The sequence below is a fragment of the Amycolatopsis silviterrae genome, from assembly GCF_042684085.1.
GTDB lineage: Bacteria > Actinomycetota > Actinomycetes > Mycobacteriales > Pseudonocardiaceae > Amycolatopsis > Amycolatopsis silviterrae.
In genome coordinates this window covers 65,478-80,391 of the sequence record NZ_JBHUKS010000032.1, presented here as the reverse complement: position 1 = coordinate 80,391, position 14,914 = coordinate 65,478, and the positions used below count along the sequence as shown (strand labels likewise).

Annotated in this window: 14 protein-coding genes; 6 read left to right on the top strand and 8 right to left on the bottom strand. The window is 69.5% G+C overall.

Annotated elements, in window-relative coordinates:
* The first annotated feature begins 108 nt into the window (after positions 1–108).
* Positions 109–1,155 carry a leucyl aminopeptidase gene (locus tag ACFSVL_RS38515; RefSeq protein WP_378311754.1) on the top strand — a complete coding sequence of 349 codons (1,047 nt, stop codon included), beginning with the start codon at positions 109–111 and terminating at the stop codon, positions 1,153–1,155.
* Positions 1,152–1,910: a maleate cis-trans isomerase family protein gene (locus ACFSVL_RS38510; RefSeq protein ID WP_378311752.1), complete on the top strand. Its 759-nt coding sequence runs from the start codon at positions 1,152–1,154 to the stop codon at positions 1,908–1,910. The genes ACFSVL_RS38515 and ACFSVL_RS38510 overlap by 4 nt, the downstream gene beginning before the upstream one ends.
* 40 nt (positions 1,911–1,950) lie before the next feature.
* Here the strand turns inward: ACFSVL_RS38510 and ACFSVL_RS38505 are convergent, their stop codons facing one another.
* Both ACFSVL_RS38505 and ACFSVL_RS38500 read right to left on the bottom strand, forming a co-directional pair.
* Complete coding sequence (locus ACFSVL_RS38505; protein WP_378311750.1) at positions 1,951–3,975, bottom strand: ArnT family glycosyltransferase; 2,025 nt, start codon at positions 3,973–3,975, stop codon at positions 1,951–1,953.
* Positions 3,972–5,219 carry a glycosyltransferase gene (locus ACFSVL_RS38500; protein ID WP_378311748.1) on the bottom strand — a complete coding sequence of 416 codons (1,248 nt, stop codon included), beginning with the start codon at positions 5,217–5,219 and terminating at the stop codon, positions 3,972–3,974. Before ACFSVL_RS38500 ends, ACFSVL_RS38505 begins: the two co-directional genes overlap by 4 nt.
* Before the next feature lie 564 nt (positions 5,220–5,783).
* Between ACFSVL_RS38500 and ACFSVL_RS38495 the strand changes: the two genes are divergently transcribed.
* Together ACFSVL_RS38495 and ACFSVL_RS38490 are read left to right on the top strand one after the other, a co-directional pair.
* A complete protein-coding gene (locus tag ACFSVL_RS38495) occupies positions 5,784–6,458 on the top strand; it encodes a response regulator transcription factor (RefSeq protein WP_378311746.1) in 675 nt (224 codons plus the stop codon).
* Between the two features lie 20 nt (positions 6,459–6,478).
* Positions 6,479–7,873, top strand: a complete 1,395-nt coding sequence (locus tag ACFSVL_RS38490; RefSeq protein WP_378311744.1) for a sensor histidine kinase — start codon at positions 6,479–6,481, stop codon at positions 7,871–7,873.
* Here the strand turns inward: ACFSVL_RS38490 and ACFSVL_RS38485 are convergent.
* On the bottom strand, positions 7,833–9,803 hold the full coding sequence (locus ACFSVL_RS38485; RefSeq protein WP_378311742.1) for a hypothetical protein: 1,971 nt from the start codon (positions 9,801–9,803) through the stop codon (positions 7,833–7,835). The genes ACFSVL_RS38490 and ACFSVL_RS38485 overlap by 41 nt on opposite strands.
* A gap of 537 nt (positions 9,804–10,340) precedes the next feature.
* Complete coding sequence (locus ACFSVL_RS38480) at positions 10,341–11,192, bottom strand: LLM class flavin-dependent oxidoreductase (RefSeq protein ID WP_378311740.1); 852 nt, start codon at positions 11,190–11,192, stop codon at positions 10,341–10,343.
* Positions 11,193–11,278: 86 nt separating this feature from the next.
* Here ACFSVL_RS38480 and ACFSVL_RS38475 point away from each other — a divergent pair, with 86 nt between their 5' ends.
* Both ACFSVL_RS38475 and ACFSVL_RS38470 read left to right on the top strand, forming a co-directional pair.
* Positions 11,279–11,740: a MarR family winged helix-turn-helix transcriptional regulator gene (locus ACFSVL_RS38475; protein ID WP_378311738.1), complete on the top strand. Its 462-nt coding sequence runs from the start codon at positions 11,279–11,281 to the stop codon at positions 11,738–11,740.
* A gap of 85 nt (positions 11,741–11,825) precedes the next feature.
* Positions 11,826–12,386: a hemerythrin domain-containing protein gene (locus tag ACFSVL_RS38470; RefSeq protein ID WP_378311736.1), complete on the top strand. Its 561-nt coding sequence runs from the start codon at positions 11,826–11,828 to the stop codon at positions 12,384–12,386.
* Between the two features lie 114 nt (positions 12,387–12,500).
* Here ACFSVL_RS38470 and ACFSVL_RS38465 read toward each other — a convergent pair whose 3' ends face one another.
* The 4 genes from ACFSVL_RS38465 to ACFSVL_RS38450 form a co-directional block, all read right to left on the bottom strand.
* Positions 12,501–13,577: an FUSC family protein gene (locus tag ACFSVL_RS38465; RefSeq protein ID WP_378311734.1), complete on the bottom strand. Its 1,077-nt coding sequence runs from the start codon at positions 13,575–13,577 to the stop codon at positions 12,501–12,503.
* An 84-nt stretch (positions 13,578–13,661) separates the two neighbouring features.
* On the bottom strand, positions 13,662–14,075 hold the full coding sequence (locus ACFSVL_RS38460; RefSeq protein ID WP_378311732.1) for a DUF4383 domain-containing protein: 414 nt from the start codon (positions 14,073–14,075) through the stop codon (positions 13,662–13,664).
* Positions 14,076–14,094: 19 nt separating this feature from the next.
* Entirely contained in the window at positions 14,095–14,463 is a 369-nt protein-coding gene (locus ACFSVL_RS38455; RefSeq protein WP_378311730.1) for a hypothetical protein, read from the bottom strand.
* A 61-nt stretch (positions 14,464–14,524) separates the two neighbouring features.
* Positions 14,525–14,881 (bottom strand): hypothetical protein, encoded by a 357-nt coding sequence (locus ACFSVL_RS38450; protein ID WP_378311728.1) that lies wholly within the window; start codon positions 14,879–14,881, stop codon positions 14,525–14,527.
* Positions 14,882–14,914: the final 33 nt, after the last annotated feature.

The window sequence follows — 14,914 nt, the reverse complement described above, 5'->3', positions numbered from 1 at the left end:
TGAGGGGAACCTTCACGGACTCTGATTCCCTCAGGGTTCCCTTCACGGACTTCCCACCACATTTCGCGTACTCGGATAATCCGTATTCGGACAATAAAGGAGGTCGCCATGGACCAGAACCTGTTCAACGACATCTGCTTGCGCCAGCTGACTTTTTCGGGCGTGCACGAGGGGGAGACGGTCGTCGTGCTGACGCGCGGGGCCGAGCGCGCGGAGTACGCCGACGCCTTCCTCTGGGCCGCCCAGCAGCTCGGCGCGGCGACCTATCACCTGCGGCTGCCGCCGCCGGCGAGCGCGTCCGGCGCGTGGGTGGTCGGGGATTCCGGGCTTGACCAGCTGCCGCTCGCGGTGGAGGCGCTGAAGGCCGCCGACATGGTCGTGGACTGCACGTTCCTGCTGTTCAGCGAGGAGCAGTTCGCGATCCAGGCCGCGGGCACCCGGATCCTGACCGCCGTCGAACCGCCCGAGCTGCTGGCGCGGCTGATGCCGACGAAGGAACTGCGCGAACGCGTCGAGATCGGCGCGGAGTTGCTGGCCAAGGCCAAGACCATGCGGATCACCAGTCCACACGGGACGGACGTCACCTACCAGCTCGGTGTGTACCCGACGCTCAGCGAATACGGCTACACCGACCAGCCCGGCCGCTGGGACCACTGGCCCGCGGCGTTCGTGTTCACCGGCGGTTCCGACGACGGCGTGGACGGCAAGATCGTGCTCGCGCCCGGCGACGTGCTGCTGCCGTTCAACACCTACGTGCAGACGCCGGTCGAGCTGACCATCGAAAAGGGCTTCATCCAGGACATCCGCGGCGGCGACGGCTCGTCTGGTCTCGACGCGGACCTGCTGCGCAGCTACATCGAATCGTTCCACGACCCGCGCGGCTACGGCATGTCGCATGTCGGCTGGGGCCTCGACGAGCGGGCGCACTGGCACGGCCTGACGCAGTTCCCCGGCGGCATGGGGATGGAACTGCGGAGCTTCTACGGCAACGTGATGTTCTCCATCGGCCCGAACAACGAACTCGGCGGCCCGAACGACACGGCCTGCCACTTCGACATCCCGATGCGCGGCAACAGCCTGTACCTCGACGACGAGCTGATCGTCGACGCGGGCGAGCTGACCGTGAAGGAAATGCGCCCGGCGGCGAAGCGATGAAAAATCATCACATCGGGATGATCGTCCCGAGTTCGAATCTCACGATGGAGACCGAGCTGCCGCGGATGCTGCGCGCCCGCGAGGAGCTTTACCCGGAGGACCGGTTCGTCTTCCACTCCGCCCGCGCGCGGATGCAGCACGTGACGCCGGAACAGCTGCGCGCGATGAACGCACAGGCGGAACGCGCGGCGACCGAACTGGCCGACGCCCGGCCTGGCGTGGTGGCGACGGCGTGCCTGGTCGCGATCATGGCGCAGGGGCCGGGATATCACTGCACCGCCGAGGAATCGATCACGTCGGCGTTGCGCGCGGAAGGTTCGGACGCGCCGGTGGTCTCGTCGGCGGGCGCGCTGTTGTCGGGCATCGCCGCGCTGGAGGCGAAGCGGGTCGCGATTGTGACTCCTTATCTCAAGCCGCTGACGCAGGCTGTGATCGATTATCTCGAAGACGCGGGCGTCGAGGTGGTCGATTCGCTGTCGCTGGAGGTGCTCGACAACTTGGCGGTGGCACGGCTGGATCCGGCGGATCTGCTTGCGCACTATCGGAAACTGGACCTGTCGCGGGCGGACGCGCTGGTGCTGTCGGCGTGCGTGCAGATGCCGTCGCTGCCGTCGATCCAGCCGGTCCAGGACGCGGTGGGGATCCCGGTGCTCTCGGCGGCCACGGCTACGACGTTCCGGATTCTCAGCGAGCTGGGGTTGCGGGCGGAGGTGCCTGGCGCGGGGCATTTGCTGAGCGGGAAGGTTTCCGGTTAGCCGCCCGCTGGGGCAGACTCCGGTCTGCCCCAGCGGGTTTTCAGGCGTGGCACTGGTAAAGCGTCTGTGCGCCGCCCATCGGCCCGGGCTCCGCGGCGGCGGTTTTTCCGCCGTAGGCGGCCGGATCGACCACGGTGCAGTGCTGCTTGATCCACTCCTGCCGCTTTTCTTCGGCGCCGCCGCCCATCCCGCGCGTGCCGGTGGTGCCGAGGACGAATTTGAGCTTGCCTTCGGCGGTCCACTGCTGGAGCTGGCCGACCGACGGCGAATCGTCGCTGCCGAGGAAACCGCCCATGCCGATGACGGTTTCGTCGGAGCCGATGACGAAGCTCGACGCGGTCATGGCCGGTCCGGCGACGGCGAGGGTGATCGCGGTTCCTCCGCTGTGCTGCTTCGCGTAGGCGAGAATGCGCTGCTGTTCGGCGGAGAGCTTGCCGTTCATGAGGTCGGCCATGCCGCGGCCGGGTTTGTGCGTGCCGCCGGGGAATCGCATCCCGCCGAATTCGCTGGGTCCGGCCGAAGGCATGCCGCCCATGCTCTCGCCGGTGGCCGCGGTCGCGGTGGACCACACCGTCGGCACGAGCAGCAGGGTGACGATCGTGAGCACCAGCGACGCCCGGGTGAAGACCGCCTGGCGCACGAGTTTCCCTGCCACGAGTGCGACGACCGCGACCACGCCGACCGCCAGCACCGCCCACCGGGTCCAGCCGTGCCACGACGGATCACGGTTCGCCAGGACGAATGCCCAGCCTGCGGTGAGTGCGACGCCTGCCGGGAGCAGCAGCCAGGCGGAGCCGTGCCGGTACTCGCGCCAGAAGCCGACGAGCCCGGCCGCGCAGATCGCCGCGATGGCCGGGGCCAGCATGGTCGTGTAGTAGGGATGCCAGATTCCCTGTGCGTAGCTGAACACCACGCCGGTCACCAGCAGCCAGCTGCCCCAGGCGAACCAGCCTGCCCGCCGCGCCAGGTCGCCCGGGTGCTTCCGCCGGATGCCGCGCACTGCGACGGCTACCAGGACCAGCAGGGCGAGCGGCAGCAGCCAGGAGATTTGCCCGCCGACCTGGCTGCTGAACATCCGGCCGAGCCCGGTTTCGCCGCCGAACATTCCGCCGCCGCCGGGTGGCAGCTCGAAGCCGCCCGGTCCGCCGGAGGGCGGTGCCGTGCCGGCGGGCAGGTCAAGGCCGCCGGGCAGGGCACCGCCTGGTCGATGGCCGGGGCCGAAGTTGCCTTCGCCGCCGAAGATCCGGCCGAATCCGTTGTAGCCGAAGATCAGGTTGAGCGCGGTGCCGTCGGTGCTGCCGCCCATGTACGGTTTCGAGCCCGGCCACAGGTCGTGCAGCGCCGTCCACCAGAACGACGACCCGAGCAGCACGACGGCCGCGCCGAGCAGGTCCAGCAGCCGCCGCTTGACCGGTGCGGACGTGCCGACGAAGTAAGCGAGCGCGAAGCCGGGGAGCACGATCCACGCCTGCATCATCTTCGTGACGAACCCGCAGCCGACGAAGAACGCGCACCACAGCAGCCACCGCGTGCGACTCGTGTCCGACTGGACCGAGCGCGTGAACGCGTATGCCGCGGCGATGAGCAGCAGCACGAGCAGCGTGTCCGGGTTGTTGTCCCGGTTGATGGCCACGGTGATCGGCGTCAAGGCAAGGAACAGCGCGGCCAGCAGCGCGGCGTTTTCCCCGGCCCACAGGCGCACTGTGCGATGCAGCAGGAAAACCGCCGCGACGCCTTCGAGCACCTGCGGCAGCAGCAGCGACCAGCCGTGGAAGCCGAAGATCAGCACCGAAACCGCTTGCGGCCACAGGGACATCGGCGGTTTGTCCACTGTGAACACGCCGTACGGGTCGAACGAACCGAAAAGGAAGTTCGAGAAGCTGCCGGTCATGGACTTCACCGCGGCGGAGTAGTAGCTGTTGCCCAGTTGCCCGCCGCCGATCCGCCACGCGTAGAGCGCGCCGGCGGCCGCGCAGATCGCGGCGAGCGCCCACGGCTGCCAGCGCGCGCGGGCCGCCGGGGCGGCGGTTTCTGCCGGTGCCGCGGAGGGGGCGGCCACTGTCATTCTTCGTCCTTTCCGTTGTCCTGGCGGAAGACCCAGGTGCGCAACAGCACGAACCGGCCCGCGGTGCCGAGCACCGAGGCGGCGAGCAGCACGGTCAGCTCCAGCGTCCGGCTCGGTTCGGCGGCGAGCGCGTGCAGCAGGAGCAGCGCGGCCGAGGTGAAGGCGTAATAGAGGCCGAATACGACGAATCCTTGCAGATGTGCTTTGCGTCGCGGGGTGCCCGCGCCGGAGAAGGTGAAGCGGCGGTTGGCTTCGGTGTTGAACAGCGTGGTGAGCACGAGTGCGGCCAGGTTGGCCGCGAGCACCGGCCACCACAGCCGGAAAAGCCCGTACAGCGCGAGATTCGCGACGGTGGAGAGCACGCCGATCACCGCGAACGACAGGATCTCCCAGAACCGGCCGCCGCCGGGCGGGCTCAGCACGGCGTCCGGATGCGCGGCCCGCGGTGCGGGACGGCGGGGCAGGTCCGGCACCTTCGCCGTGCCCACCGCCTTCGCCCGGGCGACCCGGATCAGCCCGCGGAGGTCGTCGAGCGCGGTCTTGACGACGTCGACGCGGCTGTCGGCGTCTTCGACCCAGTCGACCGGCACCTCGTGCACGCGCAGCCCGTTGTGCTCGGCCAGCAGCAGGAGTTCGGTGTCGAAGAACCACGCGTCGTCGCGGACGTGGTCGAGCAGCGGCCGGAGCACGTCGGTGCGCGCGGCCTTGAACCCGCATTGCGCGTCGGAGAACCGCGCGCCGTGGCTCAGCCGGATCATCTTGTTGTAGCACCGCGAAACGAACTCGCGCTTCGGCCCGCGCACGGTGCGCGCCCCGGGGGCCAGCCGGGACCCGATGGCCAGGTCCGAATGCCCGTTGACCAGGGGAGCGACCAGCGGAAGCAGGGCGTCGAGCCCGGTGGAGAGGTCGACGTCCATGTAGACCACGACGTCGGCGGTGCTCGCGCGCCAGGTCTCGCGCAGCGCCAGGCCGCGGCCTTTCCGGTCGAGGCGGCGTACTCGCAGCGCCTTGTCTTCGCGGGCGAGCGCCTCGGCGACCTCCGGCGTGCGGTCCGTGCTCGCGTTGTCCGCGATCACGATGGTCCACTCGAACGGGAACTCGCGGCGCAGGAACTCGCGCAGCACCTGAACGCAGCCGGGCAGGGCGCGTTCCTCGTTGTAGACCGGGATGACGATGTCCACGGTCGCGGTCGCCGCCCCCGGTCCGGGGGACGTGGTCAAGCCTCTGGTCGCGCCGACCGACATGCTTCCTCCGTTCGGGGATGGTTTCCGGCCGTGCACGACGCTGTGTGACCGCCTCGCGTCTCACCGTCGCGCGCCGGTCGTGAGAAAGACCTGGAAATTTCCTGAGAGGATCGTGAGAAGCCGATCTTTCCCCAGTCGTGGGACGGGGCCAGGAAGTTCGGCGGGAGCCGGGTTCGCGGTCCGTGAAGGACTCCTTGAGGGAATCAAAGTCCAATGCCAGGGACTTATTAATAGGGCGGCGCTATGTGTGCCGTTGAGGCTCGTCTGCCCAGTTCGAAGGGCTGGTGGCGGGCCGGCAGACGGCGGGAGTGGGGCTGGGGCGTCTGTGAGGGCCACCCTCACAGACTCTGATTCCCTCAAGGTTCCCCTCACGGACCTGCGGAAACGGTGATGTGGACATCAATCGGGCATTCCGGCTGGGGTTGCGTCCTTTGTGGATGGCCAGCCGGATGAGGTCGCACAGCTTGGGTTCCTGGCTGTCCCCCGTCGTGGGACGAACAGCGTTTGCACAGATTCGCCGCGTAGCCTCGGCTCGATCAACAGCGCGGAGGAAGGACCGGGCGGATGCGGCTGCTGGTGGTGGACGACGACCCCGACGTGCGGGAAAGCCTCCAGCGCGGCCTCGCTTTCGAGGGCTACGACGTCGCGGTGGCCGGCAGCGGCGCGGCGGCGGTGGCCGCGATCGCCGGGGCGGCCAGACCCGATCTGGTGATCTTGGACGTGATGATGCCCGGCGTGGACGGCCTGGAGACGTGCCGGCGGATCCGGGCGTCGGGGGAGCGGCTGCCGGTGCTCATGCTGACCGCGCGGGACGCGCTGGGCGACCGGGTCACCGGTCTCGACTCCGGAGCCGACGACTACCTCGTGAAGCCGTTCGCGCTGGAGGAACTGCTGGCCAGGGTGCGTGCGCTGCTGAAACAGAACCGCCGCAGGCCGGGTTCGGCGGTGCACCGGTTCGCGGATCTGGAACTCGACCTGGAAACGCGCGAGGTGACCCGCGCCGGGCGGAGCCTCGACCTCACGCCGACCGAGTTCGACCTGCTCGCGGCGTTCCTGCGGGCGCCGGAGAAAGTGCTGACCAAGAACCGGCTGCGGCAGGCGGTGTGGGGGCGGGAACCGAGCCGCACCAACAATCTCGACGTCTACGTCGGGTACTTGCGGCGCAAGACCGAGGCGGGCGGGGCGAGCCGCCTGCTGCACACCGTGCGCGGCGTCGGGTTCGTGCTGCGGGCGCCGTGAGGCGGCGCCGGGAGCCCCGGATGCTGCTGCGCAGCCGGGTCGCGCTGATCACCGCGGCGATCGTCGCGGTGGCGATCGCGGTGATCAGCACGGTCACGTATCTGTCCACTGAGCACAGTCTCCGCGCGCAGCTGGACGAAACCCTGCTCGGCGGCTGGCCGCCGCCGGGCGCCCGCCCGCCGGACCAGCCGAAGCCGGGTCCGGCGGACCTGTGCCGCCCCGGACCGCCCGGTCGTCCGCTGCAGCGGTTCGTGGAAGGCATCCAGCTGCTGAAAGCGGACGGGACGGTCTGCTCGCCGCCCGGCGTGGACTCGGTCGTCCTCGAACCGGCGGACCGCACCGCGCGCGTGGTGACCCTGCGGGACGGCTACACACAGTCCGGCAAACCGGTCCGGGTCCTGCTCGGGCCGCTCGGCGACGGGAACGTGCTGGCGATTTCGCGCAGCCTCGCCGAGGTCGACAGCACGCTGGCCGGGCTCCGCACCATCCTGATCGCGGTGTCCGTGCTCGGCGCGCTGCTCGCCGCCGCGGCCGGGCTGCTGCTGACCCGGCGGACGCTGCGGCCGATGGCGCGGCTGACCGGTGCCGCCGAGGAGATCGCCCGCACGCACGACCTCGACCTCCCGGTCACCGTGTCCGGCCGCGACGAGGTGGGCCGCCTCGGCCGCGCGTTCGCCGCGATGACGGGCGCGCTGGCCGATTCGCGACGGCGGCAGCGCGCGCTGGTCACCGACGCGGCGCACGAACTGCGGACGCCGCTGACCAGCCTGCGCACCAACATCGATCTGCTGGCCCGCAGCGAACGCACCGGCCGCGCGCTGGCCGACCGCGGCCGCCTGCTCGACCGGCTGCAGGTGCAGGCGGGCGAACTCGGCGACCTCGTCACCGAGCTGGTCGTGCTCGCCCGCGACGAGCACGAGTTCGACCACGCCGAGGTCGCCATGGGCACGGTCGTCCGCCACGCGGTCCGCCGGGCGGCGAGCCGGGCGCGGAACCACACGTTCGCCGTGGACAGCGCCGAATGGACGGTCTCCGGCGACGAAGGCGCGCTGGAACGGATGGTGCTGAATCTGCTGGACAACGCGCTCAAGTTCTCGCCCGCCGGTTCGGTCGTGACGGTGCGTTCGGCACCGGGGCTGGTGTCGGTGGCCGATGAGGGACCGGGGATCGCCCCGGCGGACCGGGCTCCGGCATTCGACCGGTTCTGGCGGTCGCCGGAGGCCCGGTCGCTGCCCGGATCGGGGCTGGGATTGGCGATCGTGGCGGACGTTGCTGCCGCGCACGGCGGGTATGCGTGTTTTGAGGATCCGCCGTCGGGGCGGGGTGCACTGGCGGTGGTTCGGCTTCCGACGGAGGGGTCGTGGGCGGATGGGGTTATTCCGGGGGTTTCGGCGAAATGCCGGAACGAGCGTTGAGGAACTCGACTTGCTTCGTCAGCGCGTCGTCGGGGCCGCGGAGGACGGTCAGGACGTGCAGGGATTCAAGCGCCTCATAGTGCCTCGAAGGCAGGTTTCTGCTGCTGCCTTCGAGGCGCAGTCCGGTGAGCCGTACCGCGATCCGCTGAATCTTGTCCGGGCTGGGACTGTCTCCCATCCATTGGCTCAACAGCCGGTCCAGAGAAGATTTCGCTTCTTCTGTCCGGTTCATCGAAAGGAGGACGCTGACTATGTTGAACGTGTTCACCATAGTGTGCGCGTGGTCGCTCCCGATTATTCTTATCCGGTCCTCCCGAAGGTTCTGAAGGTAGCGGAGAGTGCTCTCGGACGGCAGTATTGTCCGGCGGAGAACACCTCCGCGCAGGTCTCGTATCTGCAAAACGCGAGGGCTGTTCTCGCCGTATGCCCGGGTGTATCGGTCTTGGATGTCGTCGAGCATCCCCAGCGCGTCACGCGGATTCTCTTCGGCGACGAAGAACGCCAAGTAATGGCGGGCGAGCAGGGTTGACATATCTTCCTCCCCGAAGACTTCCTGGTGCAGGGGAAGTGTCTTCCGGAGGAGTTCGATAGCGGTGGCGGGATCTCCGCAGACGCCGATGGCGTAGGCGTGCAACCGGCTGGCGTTGATCGTGTCCGCATGCCGCTCGCCGACGATCCGAAGCAAATCCGCGAGCAGTTCGGGAAAGATCTCGAGCGCTTCCGCGGTGTGCGGCGAGTCGGTGATGCTTTCCGCGAGTTTGAGCCGGGCGCTGAGAGTCTCGGGGTCCAGCGGGCCGAGCCGGTCGATTTTGTCTTGGACGATCTTCTCAAGCTTCTTGTTGGTTTTCATCTGATCGCCGTAGGCGGTGTAGAACTCCGCCGCTATGTCGGCTCCCTGGATTCCGCTTTCGGCTGCTTTGCGGAAAGCTTCCGCAGCAATGCTGTGCTGAAACGTTCGTGCTGCCGCTTCGCCGATGCGGAAAGCCTGCTGGGGATCAGCTCTCGTGAGGAGAATGCGCCACGTGGCCACCGGCGCGAGATCGAAGTCCGGCAAGTCCACCAGATAGTCGAACGCGATGTAGTGACCGGGCTGTTCAGCGGGAAGGAGCAGGCTGCTCGCGCCGTGGCTGGTCCGGGTCGCCCAGGCGAGAGCTTCCTCGGGCGACTCGGGGCGCAGCAGTTCGCCGCCGCGATCGTTCAAGCGGCTTCGGCTGAGTTCGACCAGGACGTCGAGCGGCACGGGTTCGTCGACACCCGCTCGTCGGCAATCGACCGCTGCCGTCACCAGGGCGGCTCCGCGTGGGTGGGCGCCCGGTGCCCAGCCCGTGTGCCAGTTGCGCACGAGTTCGGGTCCTGCGGCGAGCATCTCTGCCAGGCCGAATTTCCCGACGTACGGCAACGCCGAACGGATGCGCGGGTCGTTGTCGTAGGCACGGGCACGCGCGAGTTCTTCGGCCGTCCAACGGCGGGAGAGTTCCACGACGTCGGCGAGCCGGAGGATGTCGCGGGCGTCTCGCCATGCGTCGAGGTCGTGATCGGGTACCGAGCCTTCCTCACGAGCGCTGTAGCGGTCGAATTCCGGGCTGCGCATCGTCGCCGCGATGACCGCGTCCTCCCGTCGGCGGCTCAAGATTTTGTCGAGAAGATTCGGCGTCAGCCCGCCGGCGCCCATGAACCGCTCGAGATCGTCCAGCCACAACACGCAGCGGGGCGTGTCGGCGACGGCTTCGACCACGTCGGCCAGGGCCTCTCGGTTCGCGGGGGCGAGCAGCGTGTGGTCCGGGCAGGTGGCCCGGACGGCCTCGTAGACCATGCGGGTCTTTCCCGCGGTCGATTCGCCGACGACGAGCACGAAACCTCCCCGCCGGATCTTGGCGCTGAGTTCGTCGTGCAGGTCGCGCCGGATGTAGGGCGGGGTGCGGTCGAGCACACGCGCGCCGGCCAGGTCGTGGACGAGTGTCTCCGCGGGGTGGACCCTGAGCGCGATCGGGTCGTCGAGTTCCCGGATCTTGCGCGGTCGCCGGTCGGAACCGGTCGCGATCAACGTGCTCGGCCGGGCGGCACGACGGGCCGCCTGTCGTTCGAGGACCGCCTTTCCGCGGCTGCTCGTCGCCGTGAACACGGCGACCGCGACCGTCGAGCCGATCGAGGCCGCTGCGGCGCCGGGAATCCACAAGACGCCGATGCCCCCGGCAACCAGGCCGGACGCGGCCGAAGAAGCCAGCAGCCACCAGCCGCGCGCCGTGCGGAAGCAGGTGCGGCGGAGCCTCACGCCCGGCCGTCCGGTTGCGAACCGCCGCTCTCACAGGTTCGGCAGGATGGGGCCACCGGTCCTCCTCCGCACGCGCTCTGGCCGCCGAAGCTCTGGGGCCCTTCGTCCTGAGCTGCTCATTCTGCAGCCAACGGTGAGCGGAATCGATGAAGGAGCCAAAGATGAATATTCGGCTGCTCCGGCCGTCGTGACTGACTAACGGCGGCTGGTCACCAATTCACGGACTCGCGGCGCGACCTCCCGCGCGAACAACCGCACGGCGTCAGCGGAATCCACCGACAGAAGAAACGCGCTCACCCCGTGCGTGAGCGTCAGCCCGGCAAGCTGTACCGCCCATTCGCCGGTGCCGCCGGACGGAATCCCCGGCAGGTTGTACAGCCGCCGGATTTCGCCGGGGGAGCGGCCTGCCTTCCGGGCGGCCTCGTCGATGAGCGCGTTCGCGGCGGGCAGCCGGTCCGGTGGGATGCGGGTCATGCTCGGGAGCCAGCCGTCCGCGGTCCGGCCGATCAGGCGCAGCATTCGCGGGCCGAGGGCGCCTAGCCAGATTTCCATGCGGTGCGCGGGAAACGGGCCTGGCGGGGTGCCGGTGAGCCGGTGGTGGGCGCCGTGGACCGGTGGGCCGGGTGTCCACAGTGCACGGACGACGTCGATCGCTTCGGTGAGTGCGGCGAAGGCCTCGCCCGGGGTGTAGCGCGGGCCGCCTTGTGCGGCGATGTCGTCCCAGTACGCGCCGGCGCCGAGGGCGAGTTCCGTGCGGCCGCCGCTGAGCAGGTCGAGGCTCGCGACTGAGCGGGCGAGCACTGCGGGCGGGCGCAGCGGCAGGTTGGCGACGTTGGGGAACACGCGCACCCGCTCGGTGCGTGCCGCGACGACGCTCAGGACGGTCCACGCGTCGAGCAGATCCGGGCGGTACGGGTGGTCCGGCACGCTGAGCAGGTCGAGCCCGGCGGTGTCGGCGGCTTCGGCGAGCCTGGTCACCGTGTCGGGGCTGGCGGTTTCGGGCAGGAGGATGACGCCGAACTGGAGGTCGTGGCCGTAGTCGGGCATGGGTCACCGGCCCGTGCCGGAGAATCGTATCATGACGACATGATTACATGACGTAATGATATGCGTCCAGCAGGTAGGATCGCGGCATGGACGAACTGCGCCCGCCGACCCTGCTCGCGCTGCCCTCGTATCTGGCGGGGCACGTCGCGCGGATCGGGCACCGGGAGCTGGTGAGCGCGCTTGAGGAGCACGGTCTGCGGCTGCCGCATTTCGCCGTGCTGGCCGGGCTTTCCGACTTCGGACCGCTCGCGCAGCACGCGCTCGCGGATCGGCTCGGGCTCAATCGCAGCCATCTTGTGGGCTACCTCGACGAACTGGTGCGCCAGGATCTCGTGGGGCGCGAACGGGATCCGGACGACCGGCGCCGGCAGCGGGTCGCGCTCACCGAGACCGGGAAGGCGTTGGCGCGGAAGCTGAAGGACGAGGCCAAGCGGTCGCAGGACGTGTTTCTTGCCGAACTGTCCGAAAAGGAACGTGAGACGTTGGTTTCGTTGCTGCGGCGGGTGGTTGTCGCGGATGACCGGGCGCGGGGCGGCTGGCCGGACTAGTTCGGCCAGTGATTCGGCGGAGAGTCGGTGATTGCCGTGCGGCACAACGGGTAACCGGGGGTTTCCCGACACCCGAGGAGGCGGCATGGCCACCCGTACCCGAACTGACCTCATCACCGTGATCACCGACGACCACCGCGACGTGGAGCGGGTGTTCGCCGAACTCGAGCGCGAACCGGGCGCTGGCAACCGGAAAGACGTGGTCGACCACGTGATCGCCGAGCTGGTCCGGCATTCGGTCGCGGAGGAACAGCTCATGTACCCCGCCGCGCGCCGCTATCTCGAGGACGGCGACCAGATCGCCGATCACGAGATCGAGGAGCACGGCGAAGCCGAGAAGATCATGAAGCAGCTGGAGCGCAAAAAGCCTGGTGAGCCGGAGTTCGAGGAGCTGCTCGGCAAGCTCATCGCGGACGTCCGGCACCACATCAAGGACGAGGAGAACGACCTGCTGCCGCGGCTGCGCGAGGCGTGTTCGGCCGAGGAGCTGGACCAGCTGGGCGAGCGGGTGCTGGCGGCGAAGAAGATCGCGCCGACCAGGCCGCATCCGGCCGCGCCCAGCAAGCCGCCGGCGAATCTGATCCTCGCGCCGGGGGCGGCGTTCGTCGACAGGATCCGCGACGCGCTGACCGGGCGGAAGAGCTGAACGAGATCCCGGCGAAAGTGCGGCACGGTCGCGGATCCGCCATCGGGCGGAGGCTGATCCGCGACGCGGTATGTCCGGCGGAGCGGGTCCGGCCGAGAAGGCAAGGGCGGCCGGTCAGTGCCGGTCCAGCTGCCGAAGCAGGCGGCGGACCGGCAGCGCCATCGCGCCCAGCCCGAGCGTCGCCGTCACCCCGTCCTGCGACGACACCAGTCGGTTCTCGACCTGGCAGACCAGCGATCGGCAGCGCTCCAGTTCCGGCTCCCGCCCGGGGACAGCGGTCTCGCGCACCGCTGCCGCGAGTTCTAGCAGCAGGTCGGCGAGCGCGTCGCGGGCCTGCGGCCACGGGTAGACGAACGGCTCCCGCCCTTCCGAAGTGATGCGGACTGCCTCGACGAGCTGCTCGACCGGTGGCCACAGCGCACCCAGTGTCTTAAGCGGACGGTCGTGCTGAACCCCGGCGTGGCGGCTTCGCTTGCGCAGGTTGAGAAACCGGCCTTCACGGGTGAGCCCGGACGCGTCCTCGGCGGCGCGGGCGAGACTGCGGACGTCGCTGATCTGGCCGAGCCACCGGTCGAGGTCGTCCGGCAGTTCGTCGGCACGCACCAGTTCGGCGGTGTCTTCCAGCAGTCCGGCGAGGGCGTCGGCGAGCCGGTCGGCCGCGGCGGCGACGCGTTCTCCGTACAGCGGCGGGAAAATCAGCACGTTTACCGCCAAGCCGATCGCGGCGCCGAGGACGGTTTCCAGCAGCCGGTCGCCGAGGAGTTCCGAACTCCGGGCGGTGCCGTAGGTGACCAGCAGCATCCCGGTCACGCCTACCCACACGCCGGAACCGCCGAACCGGCGCCACGAACCCAGCAGCAACCCGACGAAGACGACCAGAGCCAGTGTCGTCGTCTGTTCCGGCACCAGCTGCGCCACTCCGGCGGCGAGCAGCACTCCGGCGGTTACCGAACCGACCTGTTGCGCCCAGCCGAGCAGGCTCCGGTAGACGGTGGCTTCGACGAGGAAGATCGCCGCGTACGGGGCCAGAAACGGTTGCGACAGGCCAAGTACGCTGGTGGCCAGCAGCCAGGCCGCCACCGCCGCGACGGTCGCCTTCGCCGCCTGCAGCGCGGTCCGCCGCTCGCTGCCGGGCACGCGGAACGCGCGAGCCGCCCAGCCGAGCGGGGTGCGGTCGAGTCTGGGCGTCACGCGCGGACTGGCGCGCCCAGGCGGACGAGCGTGGTCATCGCACCTCCTGAGGGTGGGTCGCGTTCTGGATACCCCGTGCTCGCCTTAAGCCCGCTCTTCCCGGCTCCCGCCGAGCGCGACGACCAAGGCGACGAGCGCGGTCAGGCCGTGCAGCCAGTTGTCCGCCCAGTTGAGGTTCACCGGGTCCTGCGGAACGGTGCTGAACGCCGTCGCGAGTATCCCGTACGCGGTCAGCCCGGTGAATGCCACGAAGAGCACCCAGCAGTAGCCGACCGCGCCGGAAAGCTTGCGCGCGGCGAGCAGGCCGAGCAGTCCGATCGCGGTGTGCACGATGTTCAGCACCGTGCTGGAGCTGAACAGCCAGATGACGCGCGAGGTGTCGTGTCCGGCGTGCGCGGTCTGCGGCAGGAAGAACCCCGCGACGCCGAGGACCAGGTAAATCAGCCCGAGCACAGCGACCGCCGGACGGGCCCAGGAACGAACAGCGACCGTCGGCATGGGGGACTCCTTTCGCGCGCTACTCCTCGCGCAGCGATTTCGCGACGGAACCGCCGGCTTCGTCCGCCTGCTCGCCGGGTTCCGGATCCGCCCGGTGCTGCGGGAGATCCTCGTCCGGCGCCACCGCGCGAGCCGCTTCCGCGCGGGCGAGTGTTTCATCGTCCGGCGGGTTCGATGCGGGCTGGACGTCCGGTCGCTCCTCGGCCAGCCGGTTCCGGAGCGGCTCGCCTTCGCGTGCTTCGGCAGGCGTCATGGCCCGTTGGGTCGCGGGGCTCCAGCGTTCGGCGGGTTCGACGCCGCCTTCCAACGGGTCGACCCGCAGTTCGTCCTCGTCGAGGGCTTCGGACGGGTCGAGCGTCTCGGGTTCAGCCGGATCGCGGTCGGCCATGCATGCTCCCTTCTCCGTGCTTTGTTCGCCGGGTACCCGTCGGGAACGGGGCAAAACGGCGTCAGACGGCCGAGAGCTCGCGGATCGCGGCCTGGGCTTTCTGGATTTCCTGCCCGACCAGGAGCGCGGTGAAGCGGGCGACCGAAATGCTGTGTGCCGCCGAGGCGACGGCGTCGCAGGCTTCCTGCGCGTCGGCGGAAAGATGCCGCACGCGTCCGGCGAGCAAGGCTTCCTCGAGCTGCCCGCACAGGTCGGGGAGCAGTTCGGAGAGGTCGTCGGCGAGGAGGCTCAGCGAGCCGAATGTCCGGTACAGGTCCGCGGGGGATTCGTAGCCGCCGGCACCGGCTTCGCGACGGAGCTGACGCAGCGCGTGCTGCGCCTGCTCGGCCGGTGCGGGCGACGTCGCTGGATGGTCCATGTCCCGCTGATACCCGGTGGTGGTGCGGCTAAC

Coding starts and splice junctions, on each gene's coding strand:
- ACFSVL_RS38515 (WP_378311754.1), top strand. CDS start 109: ATGGACCAGAACCTGTTCAACGACATCTGCTTGCGCCAGCTGACTTTT.
- ACFSVL_RS38510 (WP_378311752.1), top strand. CDS start 1,152: ATGAAAAATCATCACATCGGGATGATCGTCCCGAGTTCGAATCTCACG.
- ACFSVL_RS38505 (WP_378311750.1), bottom strand. CDS start 3,975: ATGACAGTGGCCGCCCCCTCCGCGGCACCGGCAGAAACCGCCGCCCCG.
- ACFSVL_RS38500 (WP_378311748.1), bottom strand. CDS start 5,219: ATGTCGGTCGGCGCGACCAGAGGCTTGACCACGTCCCCCGGACCGGGG.
- ACFSVL_RS38495 (WP_378311746.1), top strand. CDS start 5,784: ATGCGGCTGCTGGTGGTGGACGACGACCCCGACGTGCGGGAAAGCCTC.
- ACFSVL_RS38490 (WP_378311744.1), top strand. CDS start 6,479: ATGCTGCTGCGCAGCCGGGTCGCGCTGATCACCGCGGCGATCGTCGCG.
- ACFSVL_RS38480 (WP_378311740.1), bottom strand. CDS start 11,192: ATGCCCGACTACGGCCACGACCTCCAGTTCGGCGTCATCCTCCTGCCC.
- ACFSVL_RS38475 (WP_378311738.1), top strand. CDS start 11,279: ATGGACGAACTGCGCCCGCCGACCCTGCTCGCGCTGCCCTCGTATCTG.
- ACFSVL_RS38470 (WP_378311736.1), top strand. CDS start 11,826: ATGGCCACCCGTACCCGAACTGACCTCATCACCGTGATCACCGACGAC.
- ACFSVL_RS38460 (WP_378311732.1), bottom strand. CDS start 14,075: ATGCCGACGGTCGCTGTTCGTTCCTGGGCCCGTCCGGCGGTCGCTGTG.
- ACFSVL_RS38455 (WP_378311730.1), bottom strand. CDS start 14,463: ATGGCCGACCGCGATCCGGCTGAACCCGAGACGCTCGACCCGTCCGAA.
- ACFSVL_RS38450 (WP_378311728.1), bottom strand. CDS start 14,881: ATGGACCATCCAGCGACGTCGCCCGCACCGGCCGAGCAGGCGCAGCAC.